General features: G+C 44.9%; 16 protein-coding genes. 9 read left to right on the forward strand and 7 right to left on the reverse strand.

Annotated features, from left to right (window positions below):
• Positions 1 to 100 precede the first annotated feature (100 nt).
• The 4 genes from EQU50_RS05135 to dapD all read right to left on the reverse strand — a co-directional run bounded on the left by EQU50_RS05135 (position 101) and on the right by dapD (position 7,200).
• Positions 101 to 1,900 (reverse strand): tetratricopeptide repeat protein, encoded by a 1,800-nt coding sequence (locus tag EQU50_RS05135; RefSeq protein WP_130154073.1) that lies wholly within the window; start codon positions 1,898 to 1,900, stop codon positions 101 to 103.
• Between the two features lie 217 nt (positions 1,901 to 2,117).
• Positions 2,118 to 3,893 carry a single-stranded-DNA-specific exonuclease RecJ gene (gene recJ, locus EQU50_RS05140; RefSeq protein WP_130154074.1) on the reverse strand — a complete coding sequence of 592 codons (1,776 nt, stop codon included), beginning with the start codon at positions 3,891 to 3,893 and terminating at the stop codon, positions 2,118 to 2,120.
• Positions 3,894 to 6,278: a DNA translocase FtsK gene (locus EQU50_RS05145; RefSeq protein WP_130154075.1), complete on the reverse strand. Its 2,385-nt coding sequence runs from the start codon at positions 6,276 to 6,278 to the stop codon at positions 3,894 to 3,896. It abuts the gene before it with no gap.
• A gap of 109 nt (positions 6,279 to 6,387) precedes the next feature.
• Complete coding sequence (gene dapD / locus EQU50_RS05150) at positions 6,388 to 7,200, reverse strand: 2,3,4,5-tetrahydropyridine-2,6-dicarboxylate N-succinyltransferase (RefSeq protein ID WP_130154076.1); 813 nt, start codon at positions 7,198 to 7,200, stop codon at positions 6,388 to 6,390.
• A gap of 351 nt (positions 7,201 to 7,551) precedes the next feature.
• Between dapD and EQU50_RS05155 the strand changes: the two genes are divergently transcribed.
• From EQU50_RS05155 to EQU50_RS05175, 5 genes are all read left to right on the forward strand, one after another.
• The gene (locus EQU50_RS05155) at positions 7,552 to 8,901 is read left to right on the forward strand and encodes an autotransporter outer membrane beta-barrel domain-containing protein (protein ID WP_130154077.1); all 1,350 of its coding nucleotides are present in this window, start codon (positions 7,552 to 7,554) and stop codon (positions 8,899 to 8,901) included.
• A 15-nt stretch (positions 8,902 to 8,916) separates the two neighbouring features.
• Positions 8,917 to 10,389: a glycosyltransferase family 32 protein gene (locus tag EQU50_RS05160; protein ID WP_130154078.1), complete on the forward strand. Its 1,473-nt coding sequence runs from the start codon at positions 8,917 to 8,919 to the stop codon at positions 10,387 to 10,389.
• A gap of 2 nt (positions 10,390 to 10,391) precedes the next feature.
• On the forward strand, positions 10,392 to 11,528 hold the full coding sequence (locus tag EQU50_RS05165) for a glycosyltransferase (protein ID WP_130154079.1): 1,137 nt from the start codon (positions 10,392 to 10,394) through the stop codon (positions 11,526 to 11,528).
• Between the two features lie 109 nt (positions 11,529 to 11,637).
• Positions 11,638 to 12,786, forward strand: coding sequence for an ISAs1 family transposase (locus tag EQU50_RS05170; protein ID WP_130153184.1), 1,149 nt, complete (start codon positions 11,638 to 11,640; stop codon positions 12,784 to 12,786).
• 177 nt (positions 12,787 to 12,963) lie between these two features.
• Complete coding sequence (locus EQU50_RS05175) at positions 12,964 to 13,359, forward strand: hypothetical protein (RefSeq protein ID WP_130154080.1); 396 nt, start codon at positions 12,964 to 12,966, stop codon at positions 13,357 to 13,359.
• A 14-nt stretch (positions 13,360 to 13,373) separates the two neighbouring features.
• Here the strand turns inward: EQU50_RS05175 and EQU50_RS05180 are convergent, their stop codons facing one another.
• Positions 13,374 to 14,729, reverse strand: coding sequence for a carbohydrate-binding module family 20 domain-containing protein (locus EQU50_RS05180; RefSeq protein ID WP_130154081.1), 1,356 nt, complete (start codon positions 14,727 to 14,729; stop codon positions 13,374 to 13,376).
• A gap of 188 nt (positions 14,730 to 14,917) precedes the next feature.
• Here EQU50_RS05180 and EQU50_RS05185 point away from each other — a divergent pair, with 188 nt between their 5' ends.
• Positions 14,918 to 16,771 carry an autotransporter outer membrane beta-barrel domain-containing protein gene (locus EQU50_RS05185; protein ID WP_130154082.1) on the forward strand — a complete coding sequence of 618 codons (1,854 nt, stop codon included), beginning with the start codon at positions 14,918 to 14,920 and terminating at the stop codon, positions 16,769 to 16,771.
• A gap of 24 nt (positions 16,772 to 16,795) precedes the next feature.
• Here EQU50_RS05185 and EQU50_RS05190 read toward each other — a convergent pair whose 3' ends face one another.
• Together EQU50_RS05190 and EQU50_RS05195 are read right to left on the reverse strand one after the other, a co-directional pair.
• On the reverse strand, positions 16,796 to 17,947 hold the full coding sequence (locus tag EQU50_RS05190) for a L,D-transpeptidase family protein (RefSeq protein WP_165380347.1): 1,152 nt from the start codon (positions 17,945 to 17,947) through the stop codon (positions 16,796 to 16,798).
• 151 nt (positions 17,948 to 18,098) lie between these two features.
• Positions 18,099 to 18,710: a hypothetical protein gene (locus EQU50_RS05195; protein WP_130154084.1), complete on the reverse strand. Its 612-nt coding sequence runs from the start codon at positions 18,708 to 18,710 to the stop codon at positions 18,099 to 18,101.
• 254 nt (positions 18,711 to 18,964) lie between these two features.
• On the opposite strand from EQU50_RS05195, the gene EQU50_RS05200 reads away from it, so the two are divergent.
• The 3 genes from EQU50_RS05200 to EQU50_RS05210 all read left to right on the forward strand — a co-directional run bounded on the left by EQU50_RS05200 (position 18,965) and on the right by EQU50_RS05210 (position 22,195).
• Positions 18,965 to 20,650 carry a ribonuclease J gene (locus tag EQU50_RS05200; RefSeq protein WP_242508826.1) on the forward strand — a complete coding sequence of 562 codons (1,686 nt, stop codon included), beginning with the start codon at positions 18,965 to 18,967 and terminating at the stop codon, positions 20,648 to 20,650.
• A gap of 388 nt (positions 20,651 to 21,038) precedes the next feature.
• Complete coding sequence (locus EQU50_RS05205; RefSeq protein ID WP_130154085.1) at positions 21,039 to 21,803, forward strand: hypothetical protein; 765 nt, start codon at positions 21,039 to 21,041, stop codon at positions 21,801 to 21,803.
• A gap of 86 nt (positions 21,804 to 21,889) precedes the next feature.
• On the forward strand, positions 21,890 to 22,195 hold the full coding sequence (locus EQU50_RS05210; protein ID WP_130154086.1) for a hypothetical protein: 306 nt from the start codon (positions 21,890 to 21,892) through the stop codon (positions 22,193 to 22,195).
• The last annotated feature ends 102 nt before the right edge of the window (positions 22,196 to 22,297 follow it).

The raw sequence follows: 22,297 nt of genomic DNA on the forward strand, positions 1-22,297 counted from the left end.
AAATTACAGATAAAAGATTAACAAAATATTAAAAAACAACCATAGTCATATTACAGACCAAAATGGTTTGTGTAATCCAAAATGATCTGAATGCGGTATATTATTGTTTTTCAGAACGTAATTTTTCAATTTTCTGCTGAGTCTGTGTTTTTAAGTCAGAATCAGGCAATTTTTCAAGCGCATTGGCCGCCCAGATTAACTCATCCGGCGTAATGTCGCGATGATCAGTTGCCTGATTTAAGATTTCTAATGCCCGATCGTTTTCACCTGATTTTTGAAGCCTCTCGGCGGCCCAGCATAAACTACTCGGATTGAGGGTGTCTGCGTCTTTATGACCAAGTGCCTTGTTTACAAGTTCTAATGTCCTGGATGTTCCTAAACCCGATTTTTCAAGCGCATCGGCGGTCCAGATTAAATCATCCGGCGTAACCTCGGAATAGTCGATTGCCTTGTTAAGAAGGTCTATTGTCTTGCTTTTTCCTTTACCCAATTCTCCCAAGTTTCGGACAGCCCAGATTAAATCATCCGCATGAATGGTGGCTGCCTCTTCATGCTCAATTGCTCGGTTCCAGGCTGTTAATGCCAGATCGTTTTTATCCAATCGATTAAAGGCCACGGCTGCATCTGTTAATTGACGCACTGGGACATTATGATAGCCTATTAACTTCTGCCATGCTTCTAATTCCAAGTCAGGGTTACCCAGCTCTTTAAGCGCTATGGCCGCAATCATTAAATCATCCGGCCTTAAATCCTTAAGTTTCAATAACTTTTCCCCAATTCTTTTTACTAATGAGCCATCCTGTATTTTTAATTGTTTTACAGCTTGCAAAAACTTTATTAGTGTATAATGACCCGCCCCAGGATCATTCAGGATCTTTTCGCAGACTGCTTTGATCCAGCTCTCAGGTTTTTCTAATTTTTTACCAGCGTTTACGTAAAGCAGCCCAACCAGAACTGAATCAGGCTTACCTTCTATGTCAACGACATATTTTTCAATATCACCTGTTATATTAACTTCAATTGTGGATATCAATTTCAGGTTTTGTTCAGCAGTGCCTATTTTAAGACGCGCAAGAATCTGAAGGCATTTTCTTTCATAGGCCGACAGATGATGAGATGTTTCGTTAAGTGAATGACAAAATTCAAAAAACGATGTGTTAACATACTCTTCCTCCCCCTTAATAAATTCTTTATAAGCCTCAGATTCTAAAAAGGTATTTAAGGGCGCATCTTTGGTCTTTGCAACCTTTGTCAGCGTCTGAATCAGTGTCTCAACAAGGGGGGGCCTCTTTGCCGATTCAAATATGGGGCCCAACAGCCATTCTAAATCGTCCTTCCACTCGTCGTGATGAATAAGCAGGATATTAGGTTTTATATTTGGCAGATAAAGACGATCACCTGCTTTTAATGAAAAACTGGCCCCGTCGACCACAGCTATGGCCGCCAAATGGCTGCGAAGAAGCTCCGGATCCGTTTGCGTACCCTTAGCAATTTCAAGCAATAAATCTTCAGATAAGACGCCTGTTGAATATGTATGCTCCCCGAGGTAGACGGCCATTAAATTCAGCGAAGAAGGAATCATTTGACGTGTCCTGTGTATGGACCGAATAATTGTTTCTCTCTCCTGTTCTGTAGCTGGGGTAGAGGAAATGCCATATTTACCACCGATAGTGGCAGAAATCTCATCGGCACACTTATACAATTCCTTGCATGACTCTTTATCCTTGACCTGTTGCAATAGCTTATCTCTTTTTGTCTCAAGCTGTTCAAGCCAAGCCATACAGGACATATTTTGGGGCTTTTCCAATGCCGCAGACGCATCGCTTGCTGCCGCCGCGGCATAAGCGCCCCCAACTGACCAAACAAAAAGCACACACAGGTAAAAAAAGTTTTTTTTCATCGAACAACAATCCAAGTCTTGGAAGAAATTACCCTTAATATACAATGAAACATCTTAAAGTAAATTTAATAAAGAGAATTCAGTCAGTTGATTCTTGTGTAAAGGAAAACGTATGACTGAAACACGCCGTTTTAAAACGCTTGTCTAATGCTTTAAGGTTGGGGCAATTGATACTTAAACCCCGCACCCACCGTCGTCACAAGGAGCCGGAGGGGAATTATGCATCCATCGCATCATCGATATACAAAGTAATCTGTTGATTACCAAGCCATGTGTTTAGGTGAATTGTTCCGGCGACTTGAATAAGCCGCTTTTCAAGGAAAGCTTTTTGAAGATAATCTCCCAAAAGGGTGTCCTTTGACCGAAAGGCCATGGCTTTCAGGCGATTGCCTGATTGGTCTGTGATTTGACACCGCAAATGATTTTCACCAACCGTATCTAAATACCCTATGTTTACGGGGCTAAACGCAAATCGGGGGGACGCATTTCCCTGGCCATAGGGTTCCAACCGCTGCAATACCTCCAGAAATTCAGGCGTCAGGCCACCCACCGACAGGTAACCGTCCAGGCGCAAGGTCGGCGCGTAATTTTGTAAATGTTTGCCCAGGTGTTGATTCAAAAAATCATAAAAAGCATCATATTTGCTTTTATGAACGCTAAACCCAGCGGCCATGGCGTGCCCACCGCCTTTTTCCAGCAAGTCTTGGTGAACGGCCACGTGCATGGCGGTGCCAAGACACACGCCACTGACGGATCGCCCTGACCCCTTGCCATGGTCGCCATCAAACCCCACAACACAGGCTGGGCGGTTGTATCGTTCTTTCAAACGACTTGCCACAATACCAATCACGCCGGGGTGCCATCCTTGGCCGCTTACCAACAAAACGGGATTCTTTACCAGATCAAGGGCTTCAACTTGTTCGATGGCTTGTTCCAACACGCCTTTTTCGATGGCTTGGCGTTCCAGATTAAGGGCGTGCAATTGACTGGCCAGATCTTTGCTTTGCAGACCATCCACACTGGTTAACAAACGGCTGCCTAAATCAGACTTTCCAACGCGCCCGCCGGCATTGATACGGGGGCCCAAAACGAACCCTAAGTGATAGGTTGTCATCGCCTCGCCCACACCCGCCACATCGGCCAAAACTCTTAGGCCCAGATTTTGCCGCTGATGCAGAACCTTTAACCCTTGGGTCACAAACCCTCTATTCAGGCCGGTTAACGGCATCACATCGCACACGGTTGCCAAGGCGACCAAATCAAGAAATTGCAATAAATTGGGCTCAGCTACGCTATTTTCAACAAACCAATTTTGTTGACGTAAAGCACGCTGCAAAGCGACCAAAAACAAATAGGTGACCCCAGCTGCACATAAGTGCCCAAGCTGGGCTGTTGTGGCCGCATCCTGATCCAGGCGATTGGGGTTCACCAGGGCCGCAACGGGGGGCAGTTTCGGCTCGGCCGTATGGTGGTCAAAAATGATCACATCCAGACCCAGATCCCGTGCACGGCTCAGCGGTTCAAAGGCGGTCGTGCCACAATCAACCATTAAAACAAGCTGCGCGCCCTTTTTGTGCAGGTCTTCCAGTGCCTGGGTGTTGGCACCATACCCTTCCTCGATACGGTCGGGAATATAAAGGTCAATAGGCCAATTAATGTGACGAAAATACTGCCGCAAAAGCGCAGAGGCGCAAGCCCCATCCACGTCGTAATCGCCATACACCACGATCTTTTGACGTTTGACAAGGGCATCAATCACTCGGTCTACCGCCTTGGCCATATCCAATAAACAAGATGGATCCGGCATCAACGTCATCAACTTTGGCCGCAGGTAACTTTCAGCTGTCTCCAGGGTAATACCCCGGTTAACCAATAGACGGCAGATAATATCGGGAAGCTGATAACGTTGGGTAAGAGCCATAATCAACCGCTCATCACCCTTAGGTAACTCCCACTTTTTACCAGTGGCAGATAGGAAAGGATCGTTCGCCATCTATTTCAAAATTTCCCGTTTACCCACATGGTTGGCAGCACTAATCACGCCCGCCTTTTCCATTTGGTCAACGATGCGGGCAGCGCGATTATAGCCTATTTGTAAATGGCGTTGAATGAAACTGGTCGACACTTTCCCCTCGCTTAGGACTAAATCCATCGCCTGACGATACAAGTCATTGCCACCGCCTTTATCATCCCCCTCACCAGATTCAGTGGCACCCTCTTCGTCTTCGGTAATGCTTTCCAAATAGCTTGGCTCGCCCTGTAATTTCAAGAATTTGACAATCCGTTCAACTTCTTCATCTCTGATAAAGGGGCCATGGACGCGACTAATGCGCCCCCCACCGGCCATGTAGAGCATATCCCCTTGGCCCAATAATTGTTCCGCCCCTTGTTCGCCCAAAATGGTGCGGCTGTCAATCTTGGATGTAACTTGAAAACTGATGCGGGTTGGAAAGTTCGCCTTAATGGTCCCTGTGATCACATCGACCGAGGGGCGTTGGGTTGCCATAATCAGATGAATTCCCGCAGCACGGGCCATCTGGGCCAATCGCTGTACGGCCATTTCAATTTCCTTACCAGCCACCAACATCAAGTCGGCCATTTCATCGACCACAACAACAATATAGGGGAGGGGCGCAAAATCCAGAGGTTGGTTTTCAAAGGTTGGTTTGCCTGAATCAGGATCAAAACCTGTTTGCACCCGCCGCATTAACAGCTCGCCATTCTTGCGTGCCTCTGCCAGGCGGGCGTTAAAACCATCCACATTGCGCACACTTAATTTTGCCATGGCGCGATAGCGATTTTCCATTTCCTTCACCGCCCATTTCAGCGCCACGACGGCTTTCTTAGCATCGGTCACTACAGGCGTTAACAGGTGGGGAATATCGTCATAAATGGACAACTCCAACATCTTCGGATCAATCATGATGAACTTGCAGCGCTCTGGCGAAAACTTATACAACAACGACAAAATCATCGTGTTGATCGACACTGACTTACCTGACCCCGTGGTTCCCGCCACCAATAAATGCGGCATGCGGGTCAGGTCAGCAATGCTGGGTTGACCGCCAATGTCTTTACCCAATATCAACGGCAGCCCTTTGTCCAACTGTTGGTATTCGGGGCTTGATAACAATTCGCGCAAATAAACCGTTTGGCGATACGGATTTGGCAATTCAATACCAATAACATTTTGGCCGGGAATGACAGCAATGCGAACCGACAGCGCACTCATCGAACGGGCAATATCATCTGCCAACCCAATAACTCGGGATGTCTTAATGCCGGCCGCTGGCTTTAATTCGTACATGGTTACCACGGGCCCGGGGCGGATATTGACAATTTCCCCGCGAATACCAAATTCTTCCAAAACCGAATGCAACTGCTTGGACGCACTCTCCAAACTTTCTTGGCTTAGCATCTTAACGTTTTTTGTATTTGAACTGGTTGGATCCAACAGATCCAACGTGGGCAGCTGGTATTCGTCAGAATGCCCGCGACTAGCCAAGATTTCCTCGGCCGACGGTGCCGCTGAAACCTTTTTGCGGAGCGGCTTTACTGGCTGTGGAACCTCTTCATCAAATGCAACGTCATCCACAAATTCATCCAGTGGTTCTTCCTCTGAAAAAGAGGGAATTGGCTGAATAAATCTAGACTCGGCTGTTTCAAGGCCTTTTAACCAAGGTGGCAGGGTTTGAGAACTTTTTTTGATCAACACATCACTTTTTTTGACCCAATTTGTTTTAAGTACCGTACGCCCGACAAAGTTGCTGATTTTTTGAACTCCGCGGATAACCATATGCACAAAACCCCTTAGGCTTGTCCATGAAAGGCCGGCCGCATACCACGCCAGCGCTAAGGACATAAACCCCACCGCCCATAAAAAGGGTTTAAAAAAAGCCAGAACCGACCAGGCACGAAACAACGATTGCAGAGCATTGACCAACAGGCACCCCAAAGCCCCGCCAGCATGGATGATTTTCCAGCTTTTCCAGGTGAACCACCCATTCAAAAAAATGCTAAAACTAATAACAGCGATCAACCCGTTTAAAATGCGAAAGGAAGGAATCGTGAAGTCAGGTTGCCGCCAAAATTTCCATCCCCAACACGCAATAATGAAAAAGGCCAAAAGCCCGGAATAGCCGAATAATTGGGTAATGACATCTGCAACAAGCGCCCCCCCTTGGCCCAGCCAATTGGTAATAGTGCCGGAGTCTGTAGCTGTGTTTAAAGACGGATCCTTTGGGTTATAGCCCAGAAAACAAACCAAGCTGACGACTGTGGCTACCAACAGACACAGTCCCACCAGCTGCTTAAAACTTTTTTTAAGAAAAGCTTTAGCAGCGTTGGGCAAAAACTGACGAGAGGAACCAAAAATCATCAAACGAAATACTATAACAGAATGTGTGATCGTTATAGCACAGGCTACGGGTGGATGAAAGGTTGGGAATTTTTATGTTTCAGGAGCCCAAGGCCGGTGAAAGCCCCCCTCAATATCGCAACAACTCGTTCAAACTAGTTTTGCTGCGGGTTTGGGCATCGACCTTTTTAACAATAACGGCGCACGCCAAATGCGGCCCTTGTGGATTCGATGACGGTAAAGTTCCAGGAACTACGACCGAATAAGCCGGCACCCGCCCTTGAAAGACCTCGCCACTTTGACGATCAACAATCTTGGTCGAGGCGCCAAGGAAGACGCCCATGGAAATAACGGCGCCTTGCTCGACAATGACCCCCTCAGCAACCTCGCTTCGGGCGCCTATAAAGCAATCGTCCTCAATAATCACTGGGTTCGCCTGCAACGGCTCCAGCACCCCACCGATACCCACACCGCCCGATATATGGCAATTCTTTCCAATCTGGGCACAGGACCCAATCGTTGACCAGGTATCAACCATAGTGCCCTGGCCCACGTGCGCCCCCACATTAACAAAAGACGGCATTAATACCACGTCAGGCCCGATGTAGGCAGATTCGCGAACAACAGCGCCCGGCACAACTCTGATGTTTCCCTGTTCAAAATGATCTTGTTCCCAGCCTTCAAACTTTAAAGGTACCTTGTCGTACCAGTGGCGATCGGCCCCCTTGATTTGGTTGGGACGAACACGAAAAGATAATAGCACTGCTTTTTTTAACCATTGGTGCACCTGCCATTGGCCGTCAATCTTCTCAGCAATCTTAAGATGTCCTTGGCCCAGGGAATCCAAAATATCTTGAATGGCTTGACTTAAAACGGACGTTACTTGAAGGCCAGTTCTTTCGTCCCAAGCCTTTTCAATAAGAGATTGGTGTTTTTGGTGCATTGATAAATGTTCCTAACGGGTTTTTAGAAGCCAATCATAGGAGTTCATCGCAATAGCGGCAAGGCTTGAAAGATACATACAAAAATTAACCTTCTGTTAACTTTATTTATGCAAAAATTATCTTAAAGAAAAAGTAATTTTAGTAAATATTTTATATATGACTTATATCCGTAAGATTTTTCTTAAAAGCTGTTTGTTACTGCTCACGGCTTCTTATAGCCAAAGTGCTTTTTGCGCGCCTACAGAGGGAGTCGCGGTGGATCTGGACGGTAATGGCACTCCAGACTTCGTGATTACAGATACAGTGATCGATAGCAATGGGGATCGCATCATGATTCCTTATGGATCTACATGATTCCTTATGGATCTAGTGGCTATGACCCCTATGCCTATTATGTTGATGTTAAACATCCAGGCTATGCAGATACCTATGAGTATCGTTACTTTGACCAAAGTCTTAATGAAGGACATGGAGGCTACGTCATTACACCTATTATACCTACCACCCCCGTTTCAACCAGTTCCACTGCAGACGATCTTGCAAACGCGCTTATCGATGCCAGGGAACAGGCCTCAGGCGATGGTGCTGGGAACGCGGCAGAAGATAACCAAGCCCAAACCACCACTCGTGGCAGCGATGACGACTTTCGTTCCTCTCAAAAATTCAGTAATTTCAAAAAAATCCAGAACTTCACTTCTATTCTTCCGGAATCTTTACGACCTTTAAAAGATGTTCGGAACTTGCAAACTGTGACCCCTTACCAGCAAGAATGCAGCAAATTGGAAGATATTCTAGAAACATTATCAAAAAATGGCCCGCTATCTTTGCCTATGGACGACAAGAAAGGCGATGAAAAAAGAGTCTGGGTCAGCCCGTTTTACAGCTTTGGACGTCAACAAACAGCCTTTTCAAAAGTTGGTAATAGAAGTTGGCTTTCAGGTGCCCTCATAGGGGCGGAATACAGAAATTTAAAGAGACAATTGACTATAGGACTAATGAGTGGTCTTAACTATGGCCGCAAGGAAGAATTGGGTAATACGAAATCATTCACCAAGACAAAAGGCATGACATTTGGTGGGTATCACTCGATGACATTTTTTGAAGGTGCGCGCTACGATATTATGGCGTCGCGTACGCTTTCTTTCCAAGATAACCAACGTCATCAACTGACCGCCGGCGGTGCAGATTATTACGCCCTTTCAGATCACAAAATGTACACAGACGTTGTTGATACCAAGCTGACCTATTTATTTATCGTGAATGAAATGTGGTCCGTTAGACCAAGCTTTGGTAACACATACATTCGAAGCAAATCAGGCAGCTATTCAGAGAAAGGGGCTGGGATTTACAACCTTAATACCAGTTCCATAACGTCCACTTCCAATGAAGTCTATGGCGGTATTGGTGTTCGAGCCACATGGAGACCTGGTAATAAAAAGATTCGTCTAACTGGTGTATACGAGCGCGGCTATCAGTATGACAAATCAGGGTCACCAGTTGTTGTAAATGTGAATATACCGGGGGCAGCGCCGATTGTAACCAACCAAGCGGGCAGCAAAACAAAGACACATTACTTTTCTGTGAATGCGTCCTACTACGATGGTGACACCAAGCTGAAGTTTTTTGCCGGCTATACCGGATCTTATCAGCAAACTCAAAAAAATCACTCGTTCATCATAAAAGCTGAATATCGATTCTAAATTAAGGAGTTAAACGTGTTCGTGCAAACCGTAATTGTTTCTCTTTTAATGGTGTCCGCCCTCATGTGGGACGTCCGGGCATCTGATGCACAGATTGTTGAGAACAATCGTCTGTTACAAAAATCCAAACCAAAAAGCATTAAACTGTTTAACCAAACATCTGCGGTGGCATCAATTGATGTGGCATTTAGACAGACTGTGTCCTTAGAACTGGAAGCTGACGAGGAGGAGGAGGTGGCGTTACTTATTCCGCAAGTTAACCACACTTACGCAATAATCGAAGGCTTTGACGCACAAGACTTTCCGATTATCAAAAGTCAGGTTTCTCAGTACTCAATGGTATTGAAAAAAAACCAGCCAAACACAGCGTGGCTTATTAGAACGTTTGAGATTAAACCAGGCGAAGAACTACCCATCCCCATGCACACGGAAGCGACCATCTCTGATCTACGACTGCGCACCGAGAATATTTTTGTAAATTTCAAACCTTTAATCGAAGCGGTTGCTTTCTCCATTGACTCCACATCGCAACGATCCTTTCCCAAACCCTTGGGGGCTGCAAATTTTATCAAACTATCAACGGCTCGAAAATCATCTGAACTCGCAGCTCACACCTTAGGTTTTAAGAATGATTTATGCCCCGCAGAGGGTTTTTCTGCCGAAGGTTTTGCACAAAAATTACAGGCTCTTTATAACGCGAATGCCCAATTCTTAACAAATACGTCACCCACAGCAACGCCCAGAATACCGTTGATTACCCATACCATATGGCCATCGTCTGAGGCTTTTCCAAATCAATATGCCACATGGCTAGAGACAACAATCAAAAGTTGCAAAGCTGAAAAAGGCTGGGAGCATTTTGTTTGGGTCACGGATAAACATGCCTTTGATGGATTGTCTGATGACTTAAAAAAACACCTGACTTTTAAGGATATCCTGGGTTTTTCATCCCCCCTTCAGTCACACATTGAAAAATTAATTGCGGCTGACCATCCTCACTTGGTATCTAAAATCTTTAGACATTTGGCTCTGCAGCAGTATGGGGGAGTCTTTAGAGGCACAGACACCGAAGTTGTCCACAGCCTAATCCCTTATCATCAGGCTTTTGATTTTTACATAGGTCTTGATGGTTTTAGCGGTGTGACTCCTGCTAGTGGTTTGATAGCAGCGACTCCTAATCACCCTATTTCAGCCGAGATTCTATCCATTATCCAAAGAAACCTTACGCCTTCAAAGGCTCCAACTTATTTAAAATCTGTTGAAGGTAATAAGCTTTTCCACGCTTTGTTGGGGTTTGGGTATGGCCCCATTAGTATCGCCCTGATGACAAAATCCGGTCAGGTCGGCAAACGCGATATGATTTTACCTCCTCGGATTTTTTCACCCCAAAGGAATGCGACAGACATCCTGAACTGGGATAATCCTCGTATGCAGTGGGGTCTGGATACGATGGCCATTCACTATTATCACCGCACTTGGGCGAAATAGGGATGGCTAAAATCTGGGCCTTTTTCCTGATTGCCTTGTGTTTAGGAATCAACGCCGCCGACTCCTCGCACAGTCAGTTTGATTTCGAATGCGACCAGACGACCAGCATTAGTAAACTGTTATCAGGTTCCTCTTTAAAAAAAGTTACCCTTACCAATGATTTAGACAGCCCCGTCAAGTTGTTGGTGGTATCACAGCTTGTTATAAAAACGACCCCGGGCATTCCTCACCGGATTAATGCCCCAGATGGGTGGAATTTAATTACCTGGAATACCCTGGATGAAAAATGTTTTCCAGTTGTCATCAGCCAGGTAAAACACCTTCGTTTGCTGAATTATGCAGGTACGCCAGCGGTGGTTCACGCTGTGCAGGCCATAACTTTGGGATCGAAGAAAACAGAAATATTAACAACACCAGAGCATTATTCTTTTAGCCATTTGGCCAATGCACCAGACGAGCAAGGATTCATTAATATCGATACCTTGGAGGAGGATTTAAAACTTATCATACAGCCAACGTGTCGATCATTTTGGGCCTCCTCGGCAAGGGATTATGACTTTTTAAGGTGTGCTTTCCAAGGCGACGTGGGTTGGCCTTTTTTGACAGACTTTAGAGATAAAATCCTCCCCCAAGCCGGCATAGCCCCGACGGCATTTTACCAAAAGATTTCTGATTGTTATATCGATTACCAGCAATTGATTGAACACGAAAAGCCCACCCGAAACCCTAAGATTCCTTTAACCATTCACACCATTTGGTTAAGTGATGAAAGTAAACCAGTCGAACCAAAATCCGAATACAGCGATTGGTTGGCTGAAACGATGCAGGTTTGTCAGCCTGAACAAGGATGGAAATATATTTTGTGGGTCAATTGTCCAAATATGACGGTTGCCAAACATCCCCTGGCAGGCATGGCTAATAGGGCGCTGGCAGACAGACTTGAACGGTTTATAGAGGTCAAACATGTCAACTCGCTTCCTAAAAACACTCAATGGTTCAAAATTTTCGAATCCTTCATGAGGCAAAAAAATTATGGGGCAGCCTCTGACACCCTACGTCTGATAATTTTAAAAGGAACAGGGGGTGTTTATCGGGATACCGATTTTAAGTTCACCCAATCGCCATGGCGATTGCACTGAAAATTAGTTTAGTATTCTAAAAATTATTTCCTAATTTTTTATTCGGCTTTTCTGCTGTTCTATCCGTTGTTATTATTCTTTTTTCTCAATAAAGAAAAAGGAAACAGGGATGCAGTTATCAGATACTTTCCTCAAACATTTTGAACCTCTTGCCGATCCTCGTATTGATAACCACAACAAGCTTCACAAATTGCACGATATCTTGGTAATAACAATATTGGCCACAATTTGTGGCGCTGATAACTGGGTTGATATTAGTGAATTTGGCAAAGCCAAATACGATTGGTTATCAACATTTCTCGAGCTGCCTAATGGTGTGCCATCTCATGATACTTTTGGCCGTGTGTTTTCCATACTTGACCCAGAGCAATTTGAATCCTGCTTTTATGCATGGATCAAGTCACTCTCTATCGATGTTAATTCTGAGATTATTGCTATTGATGGAAAAACGCTACGGGGTTCTGGCAACAGAAGAAAAGAGAAAAAAGCCCTACACATTGTAAGTGCCTGGGCAAGCAATCAAAGTCTTCTTTTAGGGCAAGTTAAAACGGATGAAAAATCCAATGAAATTACAGCCATTCCAAAATTACTCAAGATGATTGATGTTACTGGTAGTACAGTCACCATTGACGCCATGGGTTGTCAGCAGTCAATTGCTGAAGAGATCTTAATTCAAGGTGCAGACTACGTATTAGCTCTAAAAGATAATCAACCGAAGCTTCATGAAATGGTCAAGGCAATTTTCCATATAGGAGAATCACGTCAGTACAAGAAGATGCTTAATCGACGGAAAGTAGAGAAGATCCATGATCATGGTCGCATAGAAACACGTCGCTATACATTAGTATCAGCACGCGATCCGGCAGTATTTCAACTTCGTTGGCCTGGGTTAAAGGGTGTTGGCATGCTTGAAACAACACGCACAACTAATAATCAGGTTGAGCGTAGTACCCGCTACTTTCTAACAAGTTTAGCCTATGAAAATATTGATCAGTTTATGGTTGCTGTCAGAAAACACTGGAACATAGAAATTAACCTGCACTGGTCTTTGGATGTAGGTTTTAGGGAAGACCATAACCAGGTGCATGTTGGCCACGCGGCCAAGAATTTGGCTGTCATGAGACGTATTGCTTTGAATCTACTCAAGCAAGAAAAAACGAATAAACGAGGGGTGAGCTGTCGACGGAAGGTAGCAGGCTGGGACAACAAATACTTATTGAAAATTCTAACCGCTGACCACAATTTAAAGCGCGTTTGAGCGGATTGACTGATATAAACGGTAAGTCTTTTAAAGGGGAGGATAGTGTCTAAAAATAAAAAAAACAGGAAGTAGATCTCTCAAAACCTACAAAATCAAATCAATCTACAAAAGTTTGGGAAATAGCAGAAACCGTAATTTTAAAAACTAGGCTGAGGAGATGTCAGTGCAATCGCCATGACCCAATCGCCCCTGGTTTTAAACAAGCTGCTTGATTTTTACAGCGGCATGGAAAGCCCTCAAGCGATTGCAGCCTGTAACGCCATGATCGCCTGCAAACCGAATCACCCGGTTATCGATGAAGCCCTTGACTTGATTGTTAAGGGGGCAAGCTCTGAAACCTGCCCAGATTTCCTTCGTCCGTATACCAAAATGGTTTATCGAACTTTGTTGCATACAGGACCTATGATGTTCGGCATGGCTTTTTATAACGGGGCCAAACGGGGTGGCAATCGTGACGTTTTATTTCCCCCCGACTTCTTTTTTGGACCAGCGAAAAACACAACAGGCTCTCATTACAAATGGCCCCTGCAGACAGCGGGCATTCATTATCATGAACAATCTTGGTGTTGAGAAGGTAAAATCAGCTACTCCCAATGATGAGTAAGGGTTTGATGGTTCTCACTGGATGTAAAAGACAAGTTAGGTCCAGGCATCCAAAGAATCTTACCCAAAGAATCTATTCTAATATATTTGTAATTCACCTTTTGACCTGGCGCTAAATTAATGCTGCCAGTCCAGGTTGATGTGGGGCTGCCATCATTAGGACGAGATAATGGCAAAGCTTGGTTGGTCTGCCAGCCAAGCCCCCCCCCCCATTTCGGTAAATCACCCACAACAAAAATATTCTGCCCCCCCAATGTCGTGGCAATAACAGAAAATGTAATTGTGTAGATGGTTCCAACCTGAGACACGGAAAAAAAATCACTACAAGTAAAGTTATCGTAAATCGAATAATTGATATAGTCATAAGGCAAATAGCAATAGCCCTTGTCACCGGTCACTGTTCCCCAAGAATTTCGGGCTGTAAACTGACTCTTATCGTCATCGTATCCCACCAGCATAAGCGCATGAGGTCCATAATATGAATCAGCAACAAATTCGCCCTCCGACACCACCACGGGGGCCCCAGGCAGGGGCACAACCCCTGCTTTTTCACTCTCGTCATTATTCCAAAAGGAGTAATTTATACTCAGCCTCATAAGAACAGGGTGATTTTGATGTAAATGCGTTTTAATAGCCTTCAATAAATTATCGTCAGTGGGTCTGGGGGCGTCTAACTGATCGTAAGCCAAAGCCACATTACTAAGTGCGGTTTTATAACAGGCATCGTTCGGCTGTTGAGAAAAAAAAACGGGATCTGGAAGTGGATCGTATTTAGAGTAAGCATAGGGATCGCTGTAAGGCCAGGTTGTCTCTGAGCAAGCCCCAAATTCTGCAACAGCATAGACAGCAGCGTAAACTTCCGCCCCCGTATCCTGACTCATATCCAATCCCAAGTGCTTTCTTTCGTTATAATAAATAAATAAACGGGATGGTGGATAGTTCTGTAACCCTTGCAAGATGCGCAGGTATTGCAAAGCCCCCGCTGCAGCATTGGCGGTGCAGGACCCAACTTCGCCTTGGTCGTATACAGAAAAAATTTCTGCGGCCTTTTCGATGCCCCCAATAGCAGTGCGCATGTCATAAGAGGTCGGAAGCGTTTCTGTTGAGGCGTGCAGGGTCTGTGAAACAGCCTTACCCCTTTTCGCCGCTGGATGAACCAACAACTTTTCAAGCATTTGGCGTGAGGGAAGATCATAACCCTGGTTACACTTGGGTTGCATAGACAGATTTTGAAAAGCTTGCCCATCATCTGCCGCTGAAAGTTCCCCTGAAGAAGAAAGTGCTGTTAATATCAAGAATATAAAAATTGGAAAATACTTGGTTAAAAAATCAAACATAATGAATAAATTTCAATATACGAATTTAATTATAGACGATATCATCTACTTCATTAATTTTTTATTAAGCAGAAAGAAATCCTATCTATTTCAGCTTATAATACCATGATTTATTAATTGCACTATTAATTATTTGTTAATATTCTTCGCTTATAAAATAAATAATATATATTTTTATTTGGTGAGTTATGCGTTTTTGTTATTTTTATTTGGGTTTGTGTCTTGGGGTTTCCAGTGCGTGGGCCAGTAATGTGCAGTTGGACAGCGGTAATTCTTACAAAAATATTCGTGCTGCTCTTGACAAGATCCCTGCTGCTAATAAAACCAATCCTCACACCCTTAAGTTTGTGACAGCAGCAGTTGACGACGATGAAAACAACAACTCGGCAGGACAAGGTCCATCTGTCGTAGATATATCCGACTTCGGTTCACTTACCATTGAAGGGGTGAATTCCGGGATAACAACAATAAGCGGAGGAGGAGCAAGCCTATTTTATAGCTCTTCAGACAAAAATCTGACCCTTAAGGGGCTGACTATTCAAAGTTTTGCTTCTATCAACTGGACTAGATCCAATGGATCCGGCGGGGCTATAGGCTTGGCTGATGGGAAGAGTCTGACTCTGAACGCCACTGGACCTGTGACCTTTGATGGGCATCATGCCGACTCAAGTGGGGGTGCCATCTCTGCCTCCAGCGTGACGATCAGTGGCGTTGGACCTGTGGTCTTTTCTAACAACAACAGCACTTACAGTGACGCTGGAGCTGTTGGTGGAGCTATTGCTGGTTTCAACACTCTAAACGTCTCTGGTGATGTGACATTCACGAATAACACGGCCAATAAAGGAGGCGCCATTTTTTCTGCCGCACAAATAGACTTGACTGACACCCACTTTACAGGGAATGGGGCTACTTACGAAGGTGGGGCTATATATCTTGCTAGTCAGCCTATACAACATGCTAATGGTCAGATTACATATTCTGATAACAGTAACGTTAACTTCACGGTCACGGCTGGAAAAAAAATTACGCTGAATCCAGATGCAAGGAATAGTAACACCGGCGCACTGCGAACAAGCAACAATAATGACATCGCTTGTGCATACATTAATGACACTGGTGCGACTAGGCGCATCTTCACAAAGAAGGGGCCGGGGACGTTGGTGCTGAATACCAACAATGGAAACTGGAGAGGAAGAACGGTTGTTGAAGCGGGGGAATTCATTATTGGCGTAACAAGTAACAATAGCGATGCCGTTTGGGGAACGAAAACCAGTAATCCTGGGACATCCATTACTGTAAAGGCTAATGCCACCATAGGGGGATACGGCACTATTAACGGCGGCAGTCTAACCTTTGAGGCAGACAGTATCTGGCGTTTATTCCCGACTGGTTCTGGATTTAATTTAGCAGGTGGAGGTTCTGGCACCATTACCTTTGATGCTGGCATGAAGGTTCAGCTTGGCACTTTGCCAACAGATTCCTTTGCACCTGATGGTTACATTGTTGCAAAATGTCGTGGTTTAACAGGCAGCCCTGACCCATTAGCCCCCCTTAATCAGCAACTGGATCAGTACAATCTTGAGCTTACGTATTCATACCCTGAACTTGGCCTTAAGAAAAAGCCGAAGACGAATATCTTTACATTTGTGGTGCCAGCAAAATATCCCGATTCAGGACAATGGCTTACGGACTATAATCAGGGCCTTATGATTCGGTATGGTGCGCCAAGAGTAGGGGGGAACCAAAACTTTTTTACAGGTGAAACCCCCGAGATTGCCTTAAAAAATGATAAGCTAGAATCCCTTTTAAAAGCCGATAACACAATCAGTTCTGGTGATACAACAGTGACACCATCATGGTCTTGGATAGGGTCTGTGGCGTTACCAGTTGGACAGACTTACGCATGGCAACTGCGGAGAACGACCAATTATGGGGGATTATCATCTAATGGTTGGATAGCTCAAGGCACAAACCTAAGCACGGACCCGACTCATCTGAACACAATATTGCAAATTACCCCAGGAGAAGGCGGGGAATATTGATGAAAGGAAGCTTTGGCAATCGCCCTACTTCCCCCTTTCCTGGCGCATTTCTTTTTCGTCCAAATCATAGGGGTCATCGCTAAATAAGCCCTGACCGTTTTCATCAACCCAAACGGTTATATAGGTGAAATAAACAGGAAGGGGCTTCTCTAAACCATATGTTTTGGTTTGCCCCCCTTCTATTGTTTCTTCGAATTCCTTGGCACTTTTCAAATCGGTTTTGCTTAAAGCCCAAAGTGCCAGGTCCAGGGGTTTTGAAAGACGGATGCACCCCGACGAAAAGGCTCTGGGACATTTTTGAAACAATTCCTTTTGGGGCGTGTCATGCATGTAAATGGCTTGTGTGCCTTCCAAATGGAATTTGATTCTGCCCAGGGCATTATGCGAACCGGGCAATTGGCGAATGCGATAAGGCAAATAGCCGTCTGAAATTTGATCCCAATCCACCGTATGCGGACTGACCAGTTCCCCATCTTGATCGGCCACAACATAAAAGTTGCGCGTCAAATAATTGGGGTCCTTTTGAATCTTCTTTAGTTTATCTTTGAAAAAAATACTGTCAGGCATATACCAGGCGGGATTCAAAACCACCCTGGTCAGGGTCGTGCTAAAAAGGGGCGTGGCTCGGCTTTTCATGCCCACAATAATGTCTTGCTTCAGAATAGATTGGCCCCCCTCCATAGCTTCTGCATGATACGTTGGGACGTTCACAATAACGCACCGACCATTCAGCAGCGGGGACAGCTTTTTCCATCGCTTAAGGTTCAGCTTAATTTTACGAATACGGTCCGTAACCGTCATGTTTAAAGCCCGACACGTCGCCTTTCCGATCACGCCATCAGGTTTCAGAAAATGCTGCTTTTGAAAGCGAATAATGGCCTGTTCTAAATCGTCATCAAAATCAAAGCTGGTTCCTAAATCAGGGTCCTTCAGTTGTTTTTTGACTGTTCGCACTATCGGATCGCTGTCACCTTTTTTAAAGGCATACTGGGTGCAAGTCCACTCCGGATAAGGATTTTTAGCCTCCTTTTCATAGTCTTCCAAAAGGCCCTCAAGCGCCTGAATTTGCGGAACCAGCGGGCTTGGAGGGCTGATCCCTTCGTTGGCAGAGCCAAGCCGCGTCGCTGTCATACAACAGAAAAAAATAGGCGTTAAAAAGCGACCAAACGAAAACATTCTGTTCATCATATTCTAAGGTGGTATTGCTACTACAGCATACACTTCCTTAACGAAGAATGAAGCAGGCCGTTTTCGCCACAGATTCACCCTGTACCCATTTCAAATGATTTCGCGGGATCCTATTTCGGCGAATGGGCTTCGTCTGGGGCTAAGATTCCAACTTATAACGTGACAGCGAACGCCAGTGTTCTTTTAGCATATTCATGCCCGTAGTATTATAATTCTCTTCGTCCGAGTTCTGGGAGAATTGATATTTTCTATATAAATTATTATCTCCAATTTTTTCTAATGAATTCGTTGTCAAATAATCCATCCATTCGAGATTATTCCATCCTCCCCACCTCCAAAAAATTCCAACCGGCACCGTGCTTGGCCAGTTACTCATGATTCCTTTAAAATGACCAGCTGTTGTCGTCAGTTCTTTTTCAATTAAAAACCTTGGAGCTATCCATATCTCTATCTTGTCGGCGTTTTCTGGATTCTTTTCCTTAGGGTATCCCGTCGCTATACTCAAGTATTGTCCAGTATCATCATACCCAGATAAATCAAATGTCCCCTCTAACGGGTTCCGTAACTCTTTTATCGGCAGTACTATCTTCCCGACATCACTCTCCTTCTTCGGGCAATAAACCAATTTTACCTTTAAAAATCTTTGATAATCTGCTTCATAACTTGATGACGCTGACGACGAGGCCCTGCAACAATCGCCAATCATTCCAACTGTTAACGCAAGGACACATAACGCCACTATTTTGTTCATTTCCATTCCCCTTATTGTTATCACTTTTTATGCCAGCAAATTTAAGGAAAAAACAACTAAAAGTTGAAAATTTAAAATTATTCTTATTTTAAAATTCTTGATGGCATGATAAGCGAACATGTTTTAGGGTCGCATAGTCCTAGAACTCTTTGAGCAGACCTAAATTCTTGTTTTGGCCCATCTGCCGATGATGTAAAAGCTGAATTAATTAAGCTGTTTTTCACTGTAAGCAAAAACCAGTTTATGGTAGCGTTATGGACACTTTATTAAGAGTTTTGTTTCCTTTCATGAAAAAATTGCCCTCAAAAAAAGATTTCTGGTTCCTTCCTTTAGGCGGGGCTGGCGAAATTGGTATGAATTTAAATTTGTATGGTCACGATCAGCAATGGTTGATGGTTGACCTTGGCATTACATTTCATGACCGTTTGGGCGTCGAGGTTCTAAGTCCTGATCCATCGGCCATTTTGCCATTTCAAAAAAATTTAAAGGGGTTGGTTTTGACCCATGCCCACGAAGATCATGTGGGTGCCATTCCTTACTTATGGCCTTACCTTCGGTGCCCTTTGTATGCAACACCCTTTACGGCCGCCATCATTCGCCAAAAAATTTCTGATAAGATTTGGGCTGACGAGGTTGAGATTATTGAGGTTCCCCTGTCAGGAACAGTTCAAATCGGCCATTTTAAGGTTGAATTTATCACCATTACCCATTCGATTGCTGAACCTAATGTTTTAGCCATCACAACACCCTTAGGGACGGTCATTCATACGGGCGACTGGAAAATTGATCCCCATCCTTTGGTTGGCGAGGCAACGAACTTCAAACGCCTTCAAGAATGGGGCGATCAGGGTGTTCTGGCCCTTGTTTGTGATTCGACCAATGCCTTAAGCGAGGGGTCATCGGGATCCGAACAGGACGTCAGGGATGAATTGAACCGACTGATTGGTGAGTTTCCCAACCATCGCGTAACGGTTGCGTGTTTTGCGTCTAACATTGCCCGGCTGGAAACGATTGGCCTGACGGCTGCTGCCCATGGACGCAAGGTTTGCCTGGTGGGTCGTTCTTTATATCGCATGGTCGCCGCCGCCCAATATGCTGGTTATTTGAACAACCTGCCTGGGTTCATAAGCGACCGCGAAGCCGTAGACATGCCACCAGAGAAGGTTTTGTTTATCACAACTGGCTCACAAGGCGAAGCCCGGTCGGGGTTGGCCCGCATTTCTAGCCTGCAGCATCCGGTTATTAAAATGGGCCCCCGCGACGTGGTATTTTTCTCATCACGTGTTATTCCAGGCAATGAACGTCATATTGGATCTTTGCAAAATCGTTTGGTCCAAAGTGGAGTTACTTTGATTACCGCCAACGATGAGGATATTCATGTCTCGGGCCATCCCGCCCGTGATGAGCTGAAGCAAATGTATCAATGGGTGCGCCCCCGTTCTGCCATTCCTGTACACGGCGAAGCCCGTCACCTGCACGCGCATGCGCAACTGGCCAAGGAGCAAGGAGTCAATGACGTCTTAGCCACCCAGAATGGCAGCTTGATTCAGCTGGGTGCCGAATCTGTGTCGGTGATTGAACAGGTTCAAACGGGGCGTTGGGCCCTGGATGGGGACCGTATGATTCCCATGGACAGCTTAGTTTTAAAACAACGCAATAAACTTTCTATGCAGGGCATTATCTTTATAACCGTGGGGATCAGTGCATTAGGCAGCAGAACACGATTACCTCAATTCACCTTGTTGGGGGTTTGTCAACCAGGCGAAGAAGAGCAAGACCTTAAGCGCGATCTTCAATGTTTGGTAAGGGATATGCCATCGGCTGACTTTATAAAGGATGAAACCAATTCGATGAACGACTTGCGGAAAGTTGTTAGGCAGCTTGTTAATCAACGACTTGGCAAAAAGCCCTTGGTAGAGATTCACATTGTGAAAGATTGATATACCCAATTCAGGTCATTTCGCCGGAATTCAGTCGCCCCTTGAAGACCTGTATTGTGCCCCCCTCGTCACCCATTGTCACCCCCGCGAAGGCGGGGGTCCAGTTGTATTGTTGTCTGGATTCCCGTCTGCACGGGAATGACATCCGAGGTGCTTATGTATGGGAAAAATCCCGCAAAATCATTTGAATGGGGTATACACATTTCACTTAATAAGAAAGCGACCCCATCACGGCAAGGAGCTATCGCTCCGTGGCCATCCATGTATTCTTCCTATAATGTAAATTTATTTCCAGCATATTGACGTTTTGTTAACCTTTATAAAATAGACTTTAATTAAAGATTACAGAAATCTTGTTATTGTTTAATTATTATAAGGAGCATAAACAATGTTAAAGAGTTTGAAATATATCGTAGCCATGGGGTTGATAGCCCTGGGTTATGCAGACAGCGCCAAGGCTGGGATGTTTGATAATATTAGCCGCCGGATGGGAGAGGCCGCAGGACCAGGTAGCGCTACTTGTACCAGAAGTGTCGCAACTGCCCAAAAAGCAAAAAATCCCAAAAACTATGCCTTTGCTATGCGATGTGCAACCGAAGTTGACCCTATGAAAATTAAAAATTTTTCAGAGGCATTTGTTAAAAGCCATTGCACAGACATGAAAAAAGTAAAAGATAAAACGCTTAAAGTGGCATGTAAAACAGCCAATCTAGCCCATAAAACACATAAGCATATTGCAGCTGCCAAAGCACATGACGTTTCTAAAAAAGAATCTGAGAAAAAGCGTCTGCAACACGAAAAAGCACTAGCTAATCAGCAAAAAGCACGTGATGCCCATGCAGCTGCTATCCAGAAACAAAAACAGGCAGAGCAGGACGCAGCCGATGCTGAAAACGAAAGAGCAGAAGCAGAGCAGGCTCAACGAGACGATTCAGATAATAACGATGACGGCGAGCAAATGAACGATGAAGACCAGGATGGCGCCGCTGGAGGCGACGAAGGCGAAGAGGATGATAGTGGAACTACTGAAGAAGACGAAGAGGAGGAGGGTGACTCGTTGTATAGCGGATCTATGGGTGGCTACGGCCGTCAACAAGCTTTAGGTGATAGGATGGAGAGGAAGGCGAGGAAGGGAAATAAGAGAGATTATTAAAAAAATAAAAATACCCTATTCAGCACTCTGTCACACAGACAGGGTGCTTTTTCTTTACACCAGAAACACCATAAGGAGAATAAACAATGTTAAAAAATTTGAAATATATCTTAGCAATAGGACTGATGGCTCTTGGTTATGCAGACAGCGTGGATGCTTCTGAAAAGGCCGACCCACAGGCTTTTGTCGAAAAATACTGCACAGGAAAAGCAAATGAAGCGAAAATGAAAACGAATAAACACCTTAAAGCTGCTTGTGATGAAGCCATGGCTGCCAACGCCGCTCCTGCTTCTGATGACGACGAAGAGCTGGATGGTGGTGGACCAGAAGATGTCCAAAGAGGCGGCGTGACGAAGGCTCAATACGACGCACACATGCGTAAAAAAAGGTAAGCGCGGGGTAATTAGAACAACTCAGAAGGTCATCGTAATTTAATCGCACCCTAAAAACACTTCATGCAGCACTTTGCCACACAGACAGGGTGCTTTTTTTAT

Source organism: Candidatus Finniella inopinata (genome assembly GCF_004210305.1).
Lineage (GTDB): Bacteria > Pseudomonadota > Alphaproteobacteria > Paracaedibacterales > CAIULA01 > Finniella > Finniella inopinata_A.